At 62.3% G+C, this 15,732-nt stretch carries 17 protein-coding genes; 5 read left to right on the top strand and 12 right to left on the bottom strand.

Going from position 1 to position 15,732, the window contains the following annotated elements; translation table 11 throughout:
• Positions 1-8 precede the first annotated feature (8 nt).
• Entirely contained in the window at positions 9-500 is a 492-nt protein-coding gene (locus tag PCA31118_RS16865) for an SRPBCC domain-containing protein (RefSeq protein WP_150626284.1), read from the top strand.
• Between the two features lie 110 nt (positions 501-610).
• Here PCA31118_RS16865 and PCA31118_RS16860 read toward each other — a convergent pair whose 3' ends face one another.
• Together PCA31118_RS16860 and PCA31118_RS16855 are read right to left on the bottom strand one after the other, a co-directional pair.
• Positions 611-1,741, bottom strand: coding sequence for a helix-turn-helix transcriptional regulator (locus PCA31118_RS16860; RefSeq protein ID WP_425495373.1), 1,131 nt, complete (start codon positions 1,739-1,741; stop codon positions 611-613).
• Positions 1,742-2,092: 351 nt separating this feature from the next.
• Positions 2,093-3,058 (bottom strand): acetyltransferase, encoded by a 966-nt coding sequence (locus PCA31118_RS16855; protein WP_150626283.1) that lies wholly within the window; start codon positions 3,056-3,058, stop codon positions 2,093-2,095.
• A 461-nt stretch (positions 3,059-3,519) separates the two neighbouring features.
• Here PCA31118_RS16855 and PCA31118_RS16850 point away from each other — a divergent pair, with 461 nt between their 5' ends.
• The 3 genes from PCA31118_RS16850 (at position 3,520) to PCA31118_RS16840 (ending at position 6,035) form a co-directional block, all read left to right on the top strand.
• Entirely contained in the window at positions 3,520-4,701 is a 1,182-nt protein-coding gene (locus PCA31118_RS16850) for an MFS transporter (RefSeq protein WP_174990502.1), read from the top strand.
• A gap of 223 nt (positions 4,702-4,924) precedes the next feature.
• The gene (locus tag PCA31118_RS16845; RefSeq protein WP_150626281.1) at positions 4,925-5,212 is read left to right on the top strand and encodes a hypothetical protein; all 288 of its coding nucleotides are present in this window, start codon (positions 4,925-4,927) and stop codon (positions 5,210-5,212) included.
• 55 nt (positions 5,213-5,267) lie between these two features.
• Complete coding sequence (locus PCA31118_RS16840; protein ID WP_150626280.1) at positions 5,268-6,035, top strand: SDR family NAD(P)-dependent oxidoreductase; 768 nt, start codon at positions 5,268-5,270, stop codon at positions 6,033-6,035.
• A gap of 69 nt (positions 6,036-6,104) precedes the next feature.
• On the opposite strand, the gene PCA31118_RS16835 is transcribed toward PCA31118_RS16840, so the two are convergent.
• Both PCA31118_RS16835 and PCA31118_RS16830 read right to left on the bottom strand, forming a co-directional pair.
• Positions 6,105-6,581 (bottom strand): nuclear transport factor 2 family protein, encoded by a 477-nt coding sequence (locus tag PCA31118_RS16835; RefSeq protein WP_174990501.1) that lies wholly within the window; start codon positions 6,579-6,581, stop codon positions 6,105-6,107.
• Positions 6,582-6,737: 156 nt separating this feature from the next.
• Positions 6,738-7,682: a LysR family transcriptional regulator gene (locus PCA31118_RS16830; RefSeq protein WP_150626278.1), complete on the bottom strand. Its 945-nt coding sequence runs from the start codon at positions 7,680-7,682 to the stop codon at positions 6,738-6,740.
• A 113-nt stretch (positions 7,683-7,795) separates the two neighbouring features.
• On the opposite strand from PCA31118_RS16830, the gene PCA31118_RS16825 reads away from it, so the two are divergent.
• Positions 7,796-9,094 (top strand): MFS transporter, encoded by a 1,299-nt coding sequence (locus PCA31118_RS16825; RefSeq protein WP_150626277.1) that lies wholly within the window; start codon positions 7,796-7,798, stop codon positions 9,092-9,094.
• Between the two features lie 55 nt (positions 9,095-9,149).
• On the opposite strand, the gene PCA31118_RS16820 is transcribed toward PCA31118_RS16825, so the two are convergent.
• The 8 genes from PCA31118_RS16820 to PCA31118_RS16790 all read right to left on the bottom strand — a co-directional run bounded on the left by PCA31118_RS16820 (position 9,150) and on the right by PCA31118_RS16790 (position 15,490).
• Positions 9,150-9,860, bottom strand: a complete 711-nt coding sequence (locus PCA31118_RS16820; protein WP_150626276.1) for an EthD family reductase — start codon at positions 9,858-9,860, stop codon at positions 9,150-9,152.
• Positions 9,861-9,944: 84 nt separating this feature from the next.
• The gene (locus PCA31118_RS16815; protein WP_150626275.1) at positions 9,945-10,940 is read right to left on the bottom strand and encodes a dihydroorotate dehydrogenase; all 996 of its coding nucleotides are present in this window, start codon (positions 10,938-10,940) and stop codon (positions 9,945-9,947) included.
• Positions 10,934-11,455 (bottom strand): iron-sulfur cluster-binding protein, encoded by a 522-nt coding sequence (locus PCA31118_RS27395; protein WP_246190280.1) that lies wholly within the window; start codon positions 11,453-11,455, stop codon positions 10,934-10,936. Before PCA31118_RS27395 ends, PCA31118_RS16815 begins: the two co-directional genes overlap by 7 nt.
• Positions 11,443-11,802 (bottom strand): ferredoxin reductase domain-containing protein, encoded by a 360-nt coding sequence (locus tag PCA31118_RS27390; protein ID WP_246190279.1) that lies wholly within the window; start codon positions 11,800-11,802, stop codon positions 11,443-11,445. The genes PCA31118_RS27395 and PCA31118_RS27390 overlap by 13 nt, the downstream gene beginning before the upstream one ends.
• Positions 11,803-12,011: 209 nt before the next feature.
• Positions 12,012-12,944 carry a catechol 2,3-dioxygenase gene (locus tag PCA31118_RS16805; RefSeq protein ID WP_150626274.1) on the bottom strand — a complete coding sequence of 311 codons (933 nt, stop codon included), beginning with the start codon at positions 12,942-12,944 and terminating at the stop codon, positions 12,012-12,014.
• A complete protein-coding gene (locus PCA31118_RS16800) occupies positions 12,935-13,384 on the bottom strand; it encodes a 2Fe-2S iron-sulfur cluster-binding protein (RefSeq protein WP_150626273.1) in 450 nt (149 codons plus the stop codon). The genes PCA31118_RS16805 and PCA31118_RS16800 overlap by 10 nt, the downstream gene beginning before the upstream one ends.
• Complete coding sequence (locus PCA31118_RS16795) at positions 13,365-14,096, bottom strand: maleate cis-trans isomerase family protein (protein WP_150626272.1); 732 nt, start codon at positions 14,094-14,096, stop codon at positions 13,365-13,367. Before PCA31118_RS16795 ends, PCA31118_RS16800 begins: the two co-directional genes overlap by 20 nt.
• Before the next feature lie 71 nt (positions 14,097-14,167).
• Positions 14,168-15,490, bottom strand: a complete 1,323-nt coding sequence (locus PCA31118_RS16790) for an MFS transporter (protein ID WP_150626271.1) — start codon at positions 15,488-15,490, stop codon at positions 14,168-14,170.
• Between the last annotated feature and the right edge of the window lie 242 nt (positions 15,491-15,732).

Genomic DNA, 15,732 nt, shown 5'->3' with positions numbered 1-15,732 from the left:
ACTCTGCAATGAGCGATTCAAAGAATAAAGTCACGTCGGTACGTGTCGAGATCGATGCCCCGGCATCGTTTGTCTGGGACATTCTCGTTGACCTGCCCCGCTACCGGGAATGGAATCCGTACACGGTACGTGTCGAGTCCTCCCTGAAGGTCGGCGACGAGGTGCACCTGTACATTGCCAATCCGGCCGATGCGAACAACGACATTCACGTGCTTGAACATCTCGTCGCGTTCGAACCGTCGCGGCTTCTCGCGTGGGAGCAGCGCCCCACGCCGGAGAACGCAGACGCGGCCTATCGCGAGCAGGTTCTCGAAGTCCTTGACGATGGTCGCTGCGCGTATCACACCAGCGATCAGTTTCTCGGCCCGAATGCCGAGAAAATCATGAACCAGTTCGGCGATTGGGTGAAGGGTGGTTTCGACGGGATTGCACGCGGACTGAAGGCACACGCCGAATCCCTCTACAAGACGAGCACGGCGAGCACGGCAAGTCACCGTTGAGCGTTGCGTTCGGCCTGAAGCAAAGGGTATCGATCAGTCGATACCCTTTGTGTTGGTTGGCCTGAGGGTTGACGGGGCTTGTCTGTCCCATTCCCCGACGTGCTCCGGCATTAGTCGAGTGGCGTGACGCTGCCCAGCAGGAGTCGCACCAGGGATGTCTGGCGTGTCACACCCGTCTTCGCAAAGATCGAGCGCAAGTGCGCGCGAGCGGTGTTCTTTCTGATGTCCAGCTGGTCGGCCGCTTCATCCAGTGTCATCCCGTCGGCCAGAAGCAGCGCGAGCGAGGCCTCTGCCGGCGTCAGCTCGAAGAGTTGCTGGATAACGTCGCGTGAGGCCATCGACTTCTGTTCCGGATCCCGGATGAAAACCGTCACCGCGGGGCGGTGTCGACCCTCGGCCCATTCGCTCAAAGGGTTGGCGCGAACGGCAATGCCCAGTTTTGCGCGCGCCGACGGGCGAGCGATCGAGATGGCCTGGCCAATGCCCGATGCGGAGCTGGCATTGTCGGCGAGCGCGCGGCGAATCAGGTTTTGAAGCTGTCGGTTCTCCGGGGCATAACTGGCTTCGAGCCGGCCGCCCACGATCGACAAGCCGTCGTTTTGCCGGAGAATTTCTTCTGCCGCGCGGTTGACTCGCATGATGGCGCCCGTCTCGTCGAACACCACCGTGCCGAGCAGCATCCGGTCGATGGTCGTCGCGTACATGGTGCGTTCCGATTCGATCCGGTCCAATCGGGAATGCAGTTCGATGGCGCGCTTGATATGCGGGAGCAGGCGCTGACAAATGCTCTTGTCGGATTCCGAGAAATGGCTGCTTGCGTGAGGGCGACAAATGCGAAGGCGGCATTCCGAACCGTCCGCGGTCACCAGATCGGCGCCGATCATGTACCGGATGTCGAACGGCTCGACGAACTGCTGATAGAACTCGCTGCTCAGCCATTCCTTGGCGCCGACGATTTCGTCGACGGTGGCGATTTTGTCAGGTGGCAAACCGCTAAAAGGATCGAGCATGAATGCCGTATGCGTTGCGAACTTTCCCTTCTCCATGAATGGGCCATCGGGACCGGCGTTGACGATGAGCGCGTTCAATGTGTCGGATGCGGGCCGCAGAATCAAAGTGACCCAGTTCGCATCGAGTATGTCGCGCAGTGCGGTGAGTGCGCTCGACCATGGAAGTTTCTCGAGGCAGCCCTGATAAATGGCGCCCAACAAAGCGTCCAGCTGATCCAGGGTGAGGGGCATGTAACCTGAGGGCGTTGCACCGGATACCGAGCGCGGGAGCGGCGCCGACTCGGGAACATGCGGCATCGCGGCACAGCCATTTACGGGCGCTCGCATACCGACGCTGCCCAATTCATTATGTGCACCCATTTGAAACGTCTCCGTACGCTGCGAGCTTCTTTGGCTTGGCGTTATGACTGTCCTTCGATAGCGATACTACACGCATCCAAAGCTGATTCAACCCGTGTTGCCACCGATGCCGAGGCCACTTTGGCACGTCGGTAACCGTTGCGAGTCAGATGCAAAATTCTCAGCGCTGTGGCGCGTTACGTTGCGGGTTTGCGCGCAACGGGGATTGCGCGCAATCATCTATCACGCGCCGACGCGATAATGCGTTTCAAATTGCTCGGCGAATTTGTCGATGTCGTTCTCGGCCAGGCGATTGATGCCGCCGGCCAGACGTCGTCCGCCGCCCGTCTCGAAGCGCTGACAAAAATCGCCTGCCCCCGTTTCTCTGGTTTCGGGGACCCGAACGCTCACCGTGAAGTCGCCTGTCGAGTTGGGCGAAAGGAGGGCGAAGGCGTTGCCGGGATTTGCCTGGACCAACTCGTTGGCGAGCACGCCGATCGCCCGGCGAGCCCATGGTTCGGCGGGCAGCAGGAGGATCGTGGCCCCATCGCAGGCGCGCAGCGGACTCAGGCTGCGTGCGCGCCCCATGTCGTCTTCATATCCGGCAAATAGTCTGGCGCAGGCGTCGGAGTGTGCGGCGAAATCGCAAGGATCTTCGAAGGGAGCCATCGCCTCGGCAAGTTCTGCCGGGTGGAAATGCAGGTCGTGCACCGTTTCCCCGTAGGCGTTGTAGTTCAGGCTCACACCCAACGAGGCGAGCGTGCGGGTGGTGGCCTCCGAGAGTCCGGCTTCGGCCGCCATGGACGCCCCGATCTGCGGCAGCCCGTCGCCGAACGCGGCGGTAATGGCCCACAACCGGTAGCGATCCCGCAGATGCTCGCTGACGAGAATGCTCGTGCACACGTTTGGTGCGAGATTGATATGTGAGTGCAGAGAAGGGTGATCGGGGATGTCACCGGCAAGATGGTGATCGAAGTAGTGAACCTGCGCCCCCGCACCCAGCAATGCCACGAGCGCATCGCGGTTTGCCGCCATGGAAATGTCGAGCGCGTAGACGCAGTCCCCGACCGTTGCGGGCACCCGCTCGAGCAAATGAATGTCGCGTTTGACGCCGGTGATCAGCGTTGCGTCACCGGGTTTCGAGAGGCGAAGCTGCTGAAGTGCACACAGTCCGTCGGCATCGCCATTGAACGCGAAATAGGAAGTCATGGGTCTCCGCTTTTCTCATCTGGGATCGCACCGGTTTTTCGGGGAGCGCCTTCGATGGAAGCTCGCCCCCGCGCCGCCGACCCGCTTTGTCATTTTGCGACGTTTCGTCACTGACAACGCCACGATTGATGGTTGCCGATGGCGTCGCGCACGGCATCGTCTGTTCAGACTACGGAATCGAAGCGAGCCAACGCCTTACCGGGAAACTCCTTGTTAATCCAAATGGACGATGCTGATAGCCTCGTTCCCTGCCAAGTTTTGTCGATCAGGCGCGCGCGTTCCACAGATGGATCGCGATGAATGGATCGCGACGAGAAATGCCTGCCATTCCTCAGGGGGTTCCCGAATCTGTCGATCATGCCGGGTCGCGTCTCTTTTCATGCAGAGATATCGTCTTTCATTTCCTCTGGAGGATCCAGGTGCAAGCGAATGCGTCGGACGTAAGTGAATCGGATAACGGCGTGCTGAAAAGTACGGTGCTGGTGGCCGGACCAACGATGGTGGTATTGATTCCGATGGCTGCGGCGCCTGCCATGCCGGCGATGGCGACACACTTTGCGGCGGGAGGAGACGGCGCGCTGTTTGCGCAGATGGTGATGACCATCCCGGCGGTATTGCTCATTCTCGCTGCGCCGCTTGCCGGCATTCTTTCGGAGCGAATCGGCCGACGGGCGGTCATGCTGCTGGGATTTGCCGTCTTTGTGCTTGCGGGTAGCGCCGGTCTGTTTGTCGACAGTCCGACGGCGCTGATCGTGTCTCGCCTGCTCCTTGGCGCAGCCGGAGGTGCGATACAAACCAGCAGTCTCTCGTTGGTTGGCGACTACCCGTCGGGTGGGGCGCGCGAGCGGCTGCTCGGCTTCATGGTCGCCGGCTCATGCGTAATGGCCGTTGCTGCCCTGACCGTTGGCGGGCATATGGTGGATTCCTGGGGATGGCGAGCGCCGTTCGCACTCTATCTCGGCGGCATTCCGGTGTTCATTCTGGCGCTGTTCAGCATCAAGCCGCGCGCGTCCCAGGTGAGTCGGGAGCACAACCTGTTTGCACCGGTGCGGCTCTTGTGGCCTGTTTATCTTCTTGCCGCGATTTTCACCGTCGGCATGTTCATGCCCAGCATTCAGGGTCCGTTCTTGCTGGATCAGCGTGGCGTGCACAGCGCGGAAATTCAGGGCAGCGTTGCGGCGGCAAGTGCGGTTGTCGCGGCAATTTCGGCGTTCTGTTACGGGTTTCTGATCCGCTTCATAAGTCCGCGCAGACTGCTGATGCTGACAGCGGCGTTCTTCGGCATCGGTGCCATCGGCATGGCGAAACTGTCGGGGGCGACATCGATTGGGGCTGCCAGTGCGCTCATGGGGATCGGTTCGGGTTTCGTCGAGGCGGCCTGCGCCACCATTATCCTCGCGCGCATTCCGGAGGAGATGCGTGCGCGTGCGCTCGGCTTGCTGCTGAGTGCGATTTTCTTTGGCCAGTTCCTCAATCCCTGGGTCGTCGCCCCGCTGCGCGGTCGGTTCGGCATCGACGGCGCGTTCGTCTGGATTGGCGGCGGATTCCTGGTGCTTTCGCTGGCAATTGCCTTGGGTATGGTGCTGCGCGAGTCGTCGACCAGCGCGGTAAGGCAAGCCCACGGCGCGCCGGAGTCGTTGTAGGCATTTCCGTACGTCGTTTCACGCCTTGAGTACGGTTCGGAAGGGGTGGGTAAACCCCGTGCTTCATCTAGTCCATTCGGAGGATGGCTGGGTGGGGCGGCGGGATTTTAATGTCCCCAAGCCGAACGCGGTGGCCTGTTCGATGCGACAAGTCAGACGTCGCCTCAGCGGGTCACCGAAAAAATCGGCGGGAATACCCCAAGCCGGTACTCAAGGAGGAGTGATGGAACCACTGGACGAAAAATCAGGGTTGTACAAGTGCCTCTCATTCATGGGCGTTTGCGGCGTCACAATGCTGATCTGGCTGTACCTTTCCAATGTCGAGTCGATTCCGCGCGTCATGCTGTTGATGTTGTGTTGTCTGCCGGTGACACTCGGACTGGCCGGTGGATGCGGCTGGGCGGCCCTCGCCGCCAAGCGTCGGGTCCATTACGCCAACGTTGAGACGTGTGCGTTTGCCGGCGGCGTTGCCGGTGGCGCATTGCTGTTCACCATCGCTCACTTGATCTGATCCGGACGATCGCAACCAACGGCCCTTCGGGGCCGATTTCAATTCGGAGATTGACGTGACGCATGCCAACAGCTTCGCTGGAAAGGTGGTTTTGGTAACGGGTGCCGCAAGCGGTATCGGTCGAGCGGTTTCGGCAGCATTCGCCAACGAAGGGGCCACCGTCGTGGTGGCGGACATGCAGGTCGACGCCGGCGAGCAGGTCGTGGCGGACTTGCGCTCGAGGGGCACCGACGCGAGTTTCTTCCGCGCGGATGTGTCGGACCCGCAGGCGTGTCTCGCATTAGTCGGGCATATCCGAAAGCACTACGGTCGACTGGACGCCGCATGCAATAACGCCGGTATTGCCGACGGACCCACGCCTCCCGCTACGCACGAGGTGCCGGTCGAGCACTGGCGACGCATGATCGACATCGATCTGAGCGGCGTCTTCTACTGCCTTCAGGCGGAGCTGCCGTTGATGCTGGAAACGGGGGGCGGGGCCATTGTCAATACGGCCTCATTGCAAAGCTACATCAGTTTCCCCCGCACGGCGGCATACACGGCGGCGAAGCACGGCGTACTGGGACTGACCAAGACCGTGGCAAAAGAGTACGGTGCGCAAGGAATTCGATGCAACGCCGTTGCCCCGGGCATTGTGGATACGCCGCTGACGCACGATATCCTCGTGGATCAACGCTGGCGCAATGTGCTCGAAGAGAAGATTCCGCTCGGACGAACCGCAACACCGGAGGACATCGCCCGCGTGATGGTGTGGCTGTGCAGTCCGGCGTCCGAGTATGTTAACGGTGCCTGTTTGCCGGTGGACGGCGGGTTTCTTGCCTGATCGGACGGTAGCTACCCCGCTGGCGTTGGATCGATTTCCGATGCTTGTGGGGTAGATCGGCGTCCGGCCTCAATCCCAGCTTTGCGGTAGCCGATCGTCCGGCATTTGCATGGGCAGGAGCAGGTGTTCCGAGAGATTGCCAAACAGTTCGTTTCCGATGTGGCGCTCCGTAAAGCGCCAGACACCCTCGACCTTCTCAAATCGATCCAGATAATCTCCGGCAATGACGGGCTGCAACCCCAGGGTGCTGCCTTGCTGGACGACCAGTACGTAGCAGTGCGAGCGGGCGCGATCCTCGCCGTCGTCGTCGATGGTGACGTTGGTAATGATGTGATGCGTTCGCGGTGTGCCGTTAGGGTAGCGCCTCACATAACTGTTCCATAGCGTCGTGAGCTGAGCGGGGTTTTTGCTGGCGGCCAGCTCGCCCGCGATGTACACGTCCGCGTGTTCAAAAAGTTGCCCCAGTGCATCCCATCGGCCGGTGTCGAGCAGATGGGCATATCGATACAGCAGGTTCTGAATCTGTCGGTAATCGTCGGTATTCAAGGCGAGCTCCTGATGAAGGCGTTCATCGATGGGTTTCAGCGATGGTTTTCAGCGATGGTAAAGACGCGCTGCGCTGTCGCATCGTCCCGACGGACTAGGTGGGTGCGATGGTTCAAACACTGGCCAGGACCGTTTCTCCGATGGCGATGACAAAATTCACACCTTCGTTCGCTTCTTGCGCGTGCTTGCCTTCGGCGGTACCGAAGCGGCATCCTGCGCGAGTTTTTCGATGAGCGCATCACGCACGAGCGCCACCGGGCGAGTGAGCCTGCTCGGTAGCATGCCATGCGCGAGCCACACGTTCAGACCGCCCTGGAACTCCGGGACGTCGAGCACTTGCAGCGCGTCGACATGCGGGCTTCGTGCGAGGATTTCCGGTGAGGTCAGTCCCACGCCGAGACCACGGGCGACGAGCGAGAGTTGCAACTCGGACCCGAAGGCTTCGACAGCCACGTTGAACGGCAGTCCCGCCATCGACATGGCACGGCTCAGTGCCGAGCGCATGCCGCAGCCGTCCTGATTGAGCACCCAGGGATGTGTCGCCAGTTCGGCAAGTGACGTCGTGTCGGACAGCGCAAACGTTCGCGGTGCGACGACGACCGAAGGCTTGTGCCCCAGCAACGTGGAGGTGACGCCGTCGGGCAACGGCACGCTCTCCGGCAGCAAGACGACAGCAGCATCCACCTTCGCCTGCTCCAGACTGTGGAGCAGCCCGGGAGACCATCCCGCCGTGACACGCAGTGTCAGGTTCGGGAACGTGCTGCGCAACGCATCGACGGGATGTTCCAGCGCCAGTTCCGACAAAAACGGCGGCACGCCGATGCGAAACTCGCCCGCGGGCTCCGTATCCGGCGACGCGACCGCCTTCAGATCGTCGACCGCACGCAACACTGCGCGAGCCAGCCCGTACACCTCGCGCCCCGCAGGCGTCGGCTTGAGCGGCTTGCTTTGTCGGTCGAGCAACGCGACGCCCAGCATCTTCTCAAGGTTCTGCACCCGTCGTGTGAGCCCCGGCTGGGTCAGGAACAGCTTCTCCGATGCCTGAGCCATCGATTCGCTCTCCACGACGGCAACGAACGCCTGCAAGTCATGAGTGTTCAAAACAAACTCGCATAATCAATATAAAGACAATTCAATTGTGGCATAACGGTCGCGTTCCTACAATTTGCGAACCGTCACCCTCGGTGATGCTCAGCCCTCAGATGGAACGCCACATGACTCAGCCGTCCGCCCCTTGTTCGCGCGATACCGTCGTCGCCCCGGCGCCTTGCTCACCCGCGTCGCCTGTCTTGCCGACAGCCGTCGCGCCTCGCGTGCTGACCACGCCGTTGACGATCTTTTTCGCCGCCGCCGTCGGCGTCATCGTTGTCAATCTTTCGGCGGCACAGCCGTTGACCGGTCCGATCCGCCAGGCATTGGGACTTCCCGACGCACTGGCAGGACTGATTGCGATGTTTCCCCAGTTGGGCTACGCGGCTGGTCTGCTACTGCTCGTGCCGCTATGCGATCTGCTCGAGAATCGACGGCTCATCGTCCGGACGCTTACCTGTTGCGCCGCGTTTCTCGCTATGGCGGCATTGGCGCAATCCGGTGGCATGTTCCTGACATGCGTGTTGCTGGCCGGCGCGTCGTCGAGCGTCATTCAGATGCTCGTGCCGATGGCCGCGTCGATGGCGCCGGAGAGCCACCGCGGGCGCGCGGTCGGCAACGTGATGAGCGGCTTGATGCTTGGCATTCTGCTATCGCGTCCGTTGGCCAGCCTGATTGCCGGTACCGTCGGATGGCGGGCGTTTTACGGTCTCGAGGCGTTGGCCGATGCGCTGCTCGCGACGGTGCTGTTCTTCCGCTTGCCGGACCACACGCCGCAGACGGGGGCGCGATATCCGGACCTGCTGCGCTCGCTCTGGACGCTGATACGTACCGAACCGGTGCTGCGCCTGCGCGCCGCGCAGGCTGCACTCGCGCTCGGCGCATTCAGCGCCTTCTGGACCTCCATTGCATTGTTGCTTGCACAAGCCCCGTTCTCGTTGGGCACGTCGGGCATCGCGCTGTTTGCCCTCGCAGGGGCGACCGGTGCGATCGTGACACCGCTCGCCGGTTATCTGGGCGATCGTGGCGCAGGTCGCACGACACAGGTCGTCTCCCATCTCGCGATGTTCGTTGCGGTGTTCATGCTCGGTGTCGCCGGCGCGGGGTGGGCGGGATTTTCCGCCGGGACGCATCCGGCGCTGGCACTCGGTCTGCTGGTGGCGGGCGCGGCGACGCTCGACGCCGGGGTAATCGCCGACCAGACGCTGGGTCGGCGTGCGATCAATCTCATCAATCCGGCCGCGCGCGGACGCCTGAACGCCCTCTTCGTCGGCATCTTTTTCGTCGGCGGGGCGCTGGGGGCCATGCTCTCGGGCGTGGGCTGGGCGTGGTTCGGGTGGACAGGCGTGTGCGTTGTCATCCTGAGCTTTACGGTCGCGCTGTTCGTGCTCGGATGCCTGGGCCGTGCAACGCGGGAGCACTGACATCGACACCGCTGTAGCAGGCGCGTTGGGCCGACGCCCAACGCACGGTTTGGCGTTATTGCGCGAGGGGGGGCGTGAGGGTGAGCGTCGCCATGGGGTGATGAATATTACTGCCCGAGAACCGCGGGAATTTTTCGAAATCGGCCCGCATGGCATGGCGCACCGGCGAGTTCATGGCCGCCGTAATGGCTTCGGGGCTGTCGAACACGAGCTTGTTGCGTTGCATGTAATGCACCCTGCGCCATGGCATGGCGTCGAGCCAGTCGATGCGCGTGAAGATCTCGATTTCGCGCACTCCGTCGAAGTGCCGCATGATCTGCGGATGATGGGTCAGGTAGTAGTTGATCCACGCATCGAAATCCTCGGCCTGCCCAGGGTAATGCACGAGGAAACTGCACGGCAGTTCCCCATCTCGCGTGCGCAACGAAGGATCGTCCACTGGGAACGGCCGGCGCGCCATCGCCTGCTGCGTGACATCGCAGCCCGCCAGACTCGGCAGCGAGGCGCGGGCGAGCGACTGCAGGTGGCCGTCCTGCGCGAGGGCCTGCTCGAGGTCGGCAATCGTGTCGTAGTCCAGTTGCAAGGCGAATACCGGCGATGGACCGTCGTCGGTGTAGAAGTCCGTTGCCGATTCGGGCGTATACAGCCGGGCTCGCCGCAGGTTCGGTGTAGCGAGCACGATGGTGCGCACGCAGTCGAGATCTTCGGCGCGGATACGGGCATCGCTATCCGGATGATGGAAAGTGACGAGATAGGAGAAGTGCATGTCTGGCCTCGGCATGGCAAGGAGTGGGAACGGGCGCGTCGAATGACTGCGCCCGTACGTGCGTACGTGCGCGCGCCCGCAGAGCTAACCGGCGAATGTGCCCGATGCGCCCCCAAGTGCGCCCGAAACAGGCGCTTCCGCAGACTCGGACTGCGATACGGTGAGGGGCACGGGGGCCGCCGGGATCATGGCGCCAACGAGATCCGAGACGCGCGCCACGCCGTGACGCAGACAATATTGTTCGATGCCGTCGATGATGTCCGGCATCGCGTTGGGCGAGACGAAGTTGGCCGTGCCGACCTGAACCGCGCAGACGCCCGCGAGCAGATATTCGATGGCGTCTTCGGCGCTCGATATGCCGCCGCAACCGATCACCGGAATCGACACCGCATTCGCGCATTGGTAAGCAAAGCGCAGCATGACGGGCTTTGTGGCGCGTCCCGTCAGGCCGCCCATGAGATTGGCGACACGCGGGCGCCGTGTCTCGACATCGATGCCCATGGCAAGTAGCGCGTTGCTCGCAACGATAGCGTCGGCACCGGCTGCCTCGGCAGCCTGCGCGACGCCGATGACATCGCTGGCATTGGGCGTCATTTTCGGCCACACCGGCAAATCGACGGCCGTCTTCATCGCGCGCACGACCTGGTATGTCGCCTCAGGATCCATGCCGAACGCCTTGCCGTCTTTCTTCAGATTGGGGCAGGACACATTGGCTTCGATCGCGACCACACCGCTTCGGGCGAGCTTGGCGGCCAGCGCACCGAACCCCTCCACCGTGGTGGCGGAAATGCTGGCAACGACCGGTGTGCTGTAGTCCCGATAGTGGGCCAGCGTTTCTTCGAGGTAGTACTTCACACCTTTGCTCGGAATGCCGATGGAGAAGAGCGTCGCGTCTCGATATTCGGCCAGTCTGGGAGGCGGGTTGCCTTCCCGGATATCGTCGGTAATGGTCTTGGTGACGATTGCGCCAAGGCGGTTGAGGTCGAAGACGCTGGCCATGCCCTCCGCAAACGTGCCGGAGCCGGGCATCACGGGATTGGCGAGCACCACGTCGCCGATGCTGACCTGCATGTCTACCATGTCACGGTCTCCTGAAGATCGAATACCGGCCCGTCCCAACACACCCGGCGATAGGAAAGCTCATCACTGTGCGGCGTTTTGCGGAAAGGGCGCACACAGGCGTAACACGCCCCGAGCGCACAGCCCATATGTTGTTCCAGCGCAATTTCCCCCCGAACACCGAGCTGTGCCCCCAGTTTTTGCAGCAGCAGGAGCAAACGGTTGGATCCGCACGTCGCGAACCTGTCGAACGGCGCGCTCTCGTGTTGCGACCGGAGGATCGCCTCGATATGTGCCGGCGTGCTGTTACCGTCCTCATCCGTCACGACGATGACGTTTGCCCCCACGGCGCGCAGGTAGGCGTCCGACATGACGAGCGAGCGGTTGCGCGCGCTCAGGATGGCCGTTACTCGCGCGCCGCGTTCGATGGCCGCCTGCGCGAGCGGTGCCAGCGTGGCGAGCCCGACGCCGCGCGCGAGCAGCAGCAGGTGACGCAGGTCCTGCGGCAACGAGAAGCCATTGCCTACCGGACCCATCGCATCCAGGGTGTCGCCGATCGACAGTGATGCAAGCCTCGGGTGCCGGCGCCCTGGACCTTGTACAGAAACTCGATCGTGCCCTTGTCGGCGCAGCTTCGATAAAGGCTCATCGGGCGGCGCAGGAACGGCGTGTCATCGCCGACACTCGGGCATCGCAAATGGAAGAACTGACCGGGACGCACCGTCGCGGCCGCCTGAGGCGCCAGGGCGACGAGATGCCGATATTCATCGTTGACGCGCTCGTGACTCACGATGCGGCAACGGTTTTCGGCGACGGGAAAGGCACAACATGTCGGGCCCGCGCGTTCTGCGGGTGGCTCGACAATGGACATCATGATGCTCACGGAATCGCTCCTCGGTGGTGGGCATTCACATCCCGGCGCGCGCTGAACCCTACATAAGCGCCCCGAATCTTCAATGCCAATTTTTGCTGGTAATGCGTTGCGATGCGATGTGACGCGTCAGGCAAAAAATCTGCGATGTAGCGGGGCGCCGGGACGGCACAGCGTCACGAGGACGGTGTGCTCACCCGGCGCACTCAAGGGGGATGTCCTTACGTGAGCACGTTGAGGAAAGCCTCGTTGAGTTTGCGATCGTGATAGAAGATCGCCTTGCCGATTTCCGATTCCGTCCAGGTAATCGTCGGCTTGTCCGGATAGTGGATGTACCCGCCGGAAAATACTTCGTTCCGGTTTCCGGACGGATCGAAGAAATAGATGGTCTCGCCGCGCGATATGCCGTGTCGTGTCGGGCCGATGTCCAGCGACACGTCGCGCTTCGAGATGATGTCGGCGGCGCGCAGCACCTCGCCCCAGTTGTCGAGGCTGAACGAAGCATGGTGGAACTTGTTTTTCTCGGGGTGCCGGATGAACGCGACGTCATGCGCCTTGTTCGAGCATGTCAGGAAAGCGCCGATCATCATGTTCTCGGGGCCAGCCACCACTTGTTCGGAAAGCGCAAACCCCAGCACGTCGCGAAACAGCGTCACGGTGCCATCCAGATCGTCGCCATAGAGCAGACAATGATCGAAGCGGCCCGGCGCCATACCGCGCAACCCGTCGGGCCATGGGTCGGGATTGACGTCGCCGGTCGCACAGCCGAGCTTGTCACGGTGCGCGAAGAGCTCGATCGAATGACCCGTGGGAATCGTGAATCGCAAGCGGCGTCCGGTATGGGCGAGCTCGCCGGCCGGGCGCCATTCGAGATCGCGGGCCAGATCGCAACGCGAGAGTTCGCCGGCCAGGCGCTCTAGGGTTGCCTCGGAGTCGACGCGAAAGCCCATGTAGTCCATGCCGGCGCGATCCGTTTCGCGCAGGATCACGCTGTGATGATCGTGCTCGTCCCACGCCTTGAGGTATACGCGTCCCTGATCGTCACGACCCGTCTCGATCAACCCGATGACCTCGGTGTAATGGGTGAGCGCGGCTTGCATGTCGAGCACTCGCAGCGCCACGTGTCCGGGGCGCAGTACGCCAGTCAAAGCCATTGCTTGTCTCCTTGATTGTCTTGTTGTGAATCGTCGCCATCGCCGGCGCATGTCGTCACACGAGCGGCGTTCGTCGCTGCCGTGACCGATTGGCTGGCGCGAGTCACGCAGCGGTGCATTGCCGTGTCGAGCGTGATGCGCACGGGGCTTTGCGGATAGGCGCGGCACGCGAGCACAACGCCCTGTCGCTCTTCTTGCTCGCTCACGCACGCGCGGCTCATTTTTTCCAGCCGACAGACGCCGGCGGCGATGCGCACCTTGCAAACACCGCATCCGCCGCTGCGGCAACCGATCGGGATGCCGCGCTTTCCGAGGCGTTCCATGCCGCGCAGCAGACTTTGCTGCGCATGGCACTGGAATCGCTCGCCGACATCCTCGATCTCTATCTCGAACGTGTCCGAAGGCACGCTCGACGTCGGCTTACCGTGCGCGGGGCGCATCGAATTCCCCCGCGAGCAGTCGCCCATAGCGGGTGGGGCGCTCGGCGAGGCGGAGCGCGCGCAGGCATTTCCATAACAACGCGGCGTTGCTGGCGATGACCGGCGTGTCCAGGCGCGCTTCGATCTCGCCAAGCACTGGACTTAAGTGGATGCCGGCGCAACTGATGAGCAGCGCGTCGGCCCCCTGCAAGTCGAACTGCAAGGCGCGCTCAAGCCAGACTTCGGGGGCGATTTCACCCTGCTGGACAGGGGTTGTGCAGGCGAACGCGCGTTCGGCCACGACCTCGATCCCCTGTGCGCCCAGGAACGCCATTTCCATCTCGACGACGGCCCGGGGATACGGCGTCATCAGCGCAATGCGTTTTGCGCCCACGTGAGACAAGGCATCGAGCACGGCGTCCGTGGTCGTCGTCGCCGCAATGCCGGTGACCGCCTCGATGCGCTGGTTGATCGTCGCAGCGCCCACCGCCATGCTCGCCGCTGTGCAATTCATGGCGATCAGGTCAACGGCGGCATCGGCCAACAACCCGGCGTGCGTTTCGACATCGGCGACGAGCGCGCTGTCGTCCTCCAGTCCCGTGCGCTTGAAGGGAAGCCGCGTCGTCACGAACTGGACACCTTCGGGCGCCATCGACTGGATCTCGAAGTCACACAGCCCTCCGGAAGGGTAGAGATGTCCGATACGTGCGCGATGTCCAAATCCCAAACTCATAATTCACCTCATGTACTGCGTTCAAACGTTGTCTGTCGAAGGCCGGCGGCGCTTGCGCGTGGCCTCCTTGCTCATCGTCTTGCCGTGTCGGCAATGTGGGCCGGCGTTGGTGCGAGGAACACGGCGAGTGCGGCCGTGGCGGCGGCAATGGAGAAGATGAGGAAATTCCAGGTGGGCGCCACATTCAGCCCGGCGACGTAGCCGCCGAGCACCGGTCCGGTCATTGCACCGAATCGCCCGACACCCACCGCCCAGCCGGTGGCGGACCCGCGTGCATGGGGGGCGTAGTAGTTGGCGATGTAACCGAGCAACACGAGTGCGACAGCAATGCTCCCGAATCCCGCGCAGGCCACGAGCACGTAGTTCACGGCCAGGCTGTTCTTGTATGACAGTGCCGTGATGGATACGGCGCCAAGCAGGAACGAGAGCGTGATGGTCACGCGTGGTCCGAAGCGATCCGCGATGCGGCCGATGACAACACCGCCGACAGCCGCCGCCAGATTGAACACGGCAAAAAAGGCGAGACTCGAGCCGAGGTCGTAACCATTCTTGCGCATGATCTGGGGCAGCCAGGAACCGAGTCCGTAAATCACCATCACCCCGGCAAACTGAGCGACCCAGAGCATGCAGGTGCCGAACGCATTGGTCTTCGAAAATACCTCGGTCATGATTTCGCGCAACGACGCGCGAGTGTCCGACGACGCTGCGGTCTGTGCCGTAAGTTGCATGCCGAGCTTTGACGCGAGCGCGCTCGCACGCGCATGTTGTCCGTTGCGCACGAGGTACTCCAGCGACTCGGGCAACCACATCATCAATGCCGGGATGAACAACAGCGGCAACGCGCCAATGGCAACGATGGCATGCCAGCCGTAGTCGGCCATGTACGCCATGCCGGTAAGCGCCGAGACCAGGGCGCCTATCGGATAACCGGAGTACATCAATGCAAAATTGAGATTGCGCTTTTCCGGCGGCGAATACTCGACGGTCAGGGCCGCAGCCACCGAAATGACGCCGCCAAGGCCCAGTCCACCGATGCCTCGGACGATGCCGAAAATCAGCGGTGTCGGCGCCCAGACGGCGGCGAGCATCGAGAGCGAGAAGAGTGCGACACAACCGATCAGCATGGGTTTGCGTCCGGCCAGATCACTCAAAGGGCTGATGACGTAGGCGCCGAACAGCGTGCCGATCAACGCGGCACTGCTCATCTGGCCGAGCTCGAGCGGTGTTAATTGCCAGCGGGAATCGGCGAGCAGCGCGGGCGTGATGGTTCCCATCACGCCGATGTCGTAACCCTCCGACAGGATCGCGGCCCAGCACAGGAACAACACAAGAAACGTCGTCTTCTGAGGGATCGCGCCGGTTCGAACTTCGCCGGGAACATTGGCGGCATGCATATGGGATCTCCATTTCCACGATTGAGTGACGCGCGCTTCGGCAAGAGGCTATGCCGCCGATTTGCGTGCGTTCAATAAATAGTGGCATTTAATTATATTGATCTGAAGCTGGAGTAAACCCTTGTCCTGGGGCGCGCGTGTGCCGACACCGGATGAGGGCGGTGTCAGCGAGTGAAGGCTCGGTGAGGCGGGAGGCGGGGGCGAGAGTCGGTGGCGCTATTCGCCGGCAGACGCGCACGAGT

This window comes from Pandoraea captiosa, from assembly GCF_902459775.1.
Classification (GTDB): Bacteria; Pseudomonadota; Gammaproteobacteria; order Burkholderiales; family Burkholderiaceae; genus Pandoraea; species Pandoraea captiosa.
The sequence above is the reverse complement of the archived record's forward strand: the minus strand, read 5'-3'. Positions and strand labels throughout refer to the sequence as shown.

Coding starts and splice junctions, on each gene's coding strand:
- PCA31118_RS16790 (WP_150626271.1), bottom strand. CDS start 15,490: ATGCATGCCGCCAATGTTCCCGGCGAAGTTCGAACCGGCGCGATCCCT.
- PCA31118_RS16800 (WP_150626273.1), bottom strand. CDS start 13,384: ATGCGCCCCGCGCACGGTAAGCCGACGTCGAGCGTGCCTTCGGACACG.
- PCA31118_RS16820 (WP_150626276.1), bottom strand. CDS start 9,860: ATGCACTTCTCCTATCTCGTCACTTTCCATCATCCGGATAGCGATGCC.
- PCA31118_RS16825 (WP_150626277.1), top strand. CDS start 7,796: ATGACTCAGCCGTCCGCCCCTTGTTCGCGCGATACCGTCGTCGCCCCG.
- PCA31118_RS16805 (WP_150626274.1), bottom strand. CDS start 12,944: ATGGCTTTGACTGGCGTACTGCGCCCCGGACACGTGGCGCTGCGAGTG.
- PCA31118_RS16855 (WP_150626283.1), bottom strand. CDS start 3,058: ATGACTTCCTATTTCGCGTTCAATGGCGATGCCGACGGACTGTGTGCA.
- PCA31118_RS16845 (WP_150626281.1), top strand. CDS start 4,925: ATGGAACCACTGGACGAAAAATCAGGGTTGTACAAGTGCCTCTCATTC.
- PCA31118_RS16815 (WP_150626275.1), bottom strand. CDS start 10,940: ATGGTAGACATGCAGGTCAGCATCGGCGACGTGGTGCTCGCCAATCCC.
- PCA31118_RS16795 (WP_150626272.1), bottom strand. CDS start 14,096: ATGAGTTTGGGATTTGGACATCGCGCACGTATCGGACATCTCTACCCT.
- PCA31118_RS27395 (WP_246190280.1), bottom strand. CDS start 11,455: ATGGGTCCGGTAGGCAATGGCTTCTCGTTGCCGCAGGACCTGCGTCAC.
- PCA31118_RS16865 (WP_150626284.1), top strand. CDS start 9: ATGAGCGATTCAAAGAATAAAGTCACGTCGGTACGTGTCGAGATCGAT.
- PCA31118_RS16860 (WP_425495373.1), bottom strand. CDS start 1,741: ATGCCCCTCACCCTGGATCAGCTGGACGCTTTGTTGGGCGCCATTTAT.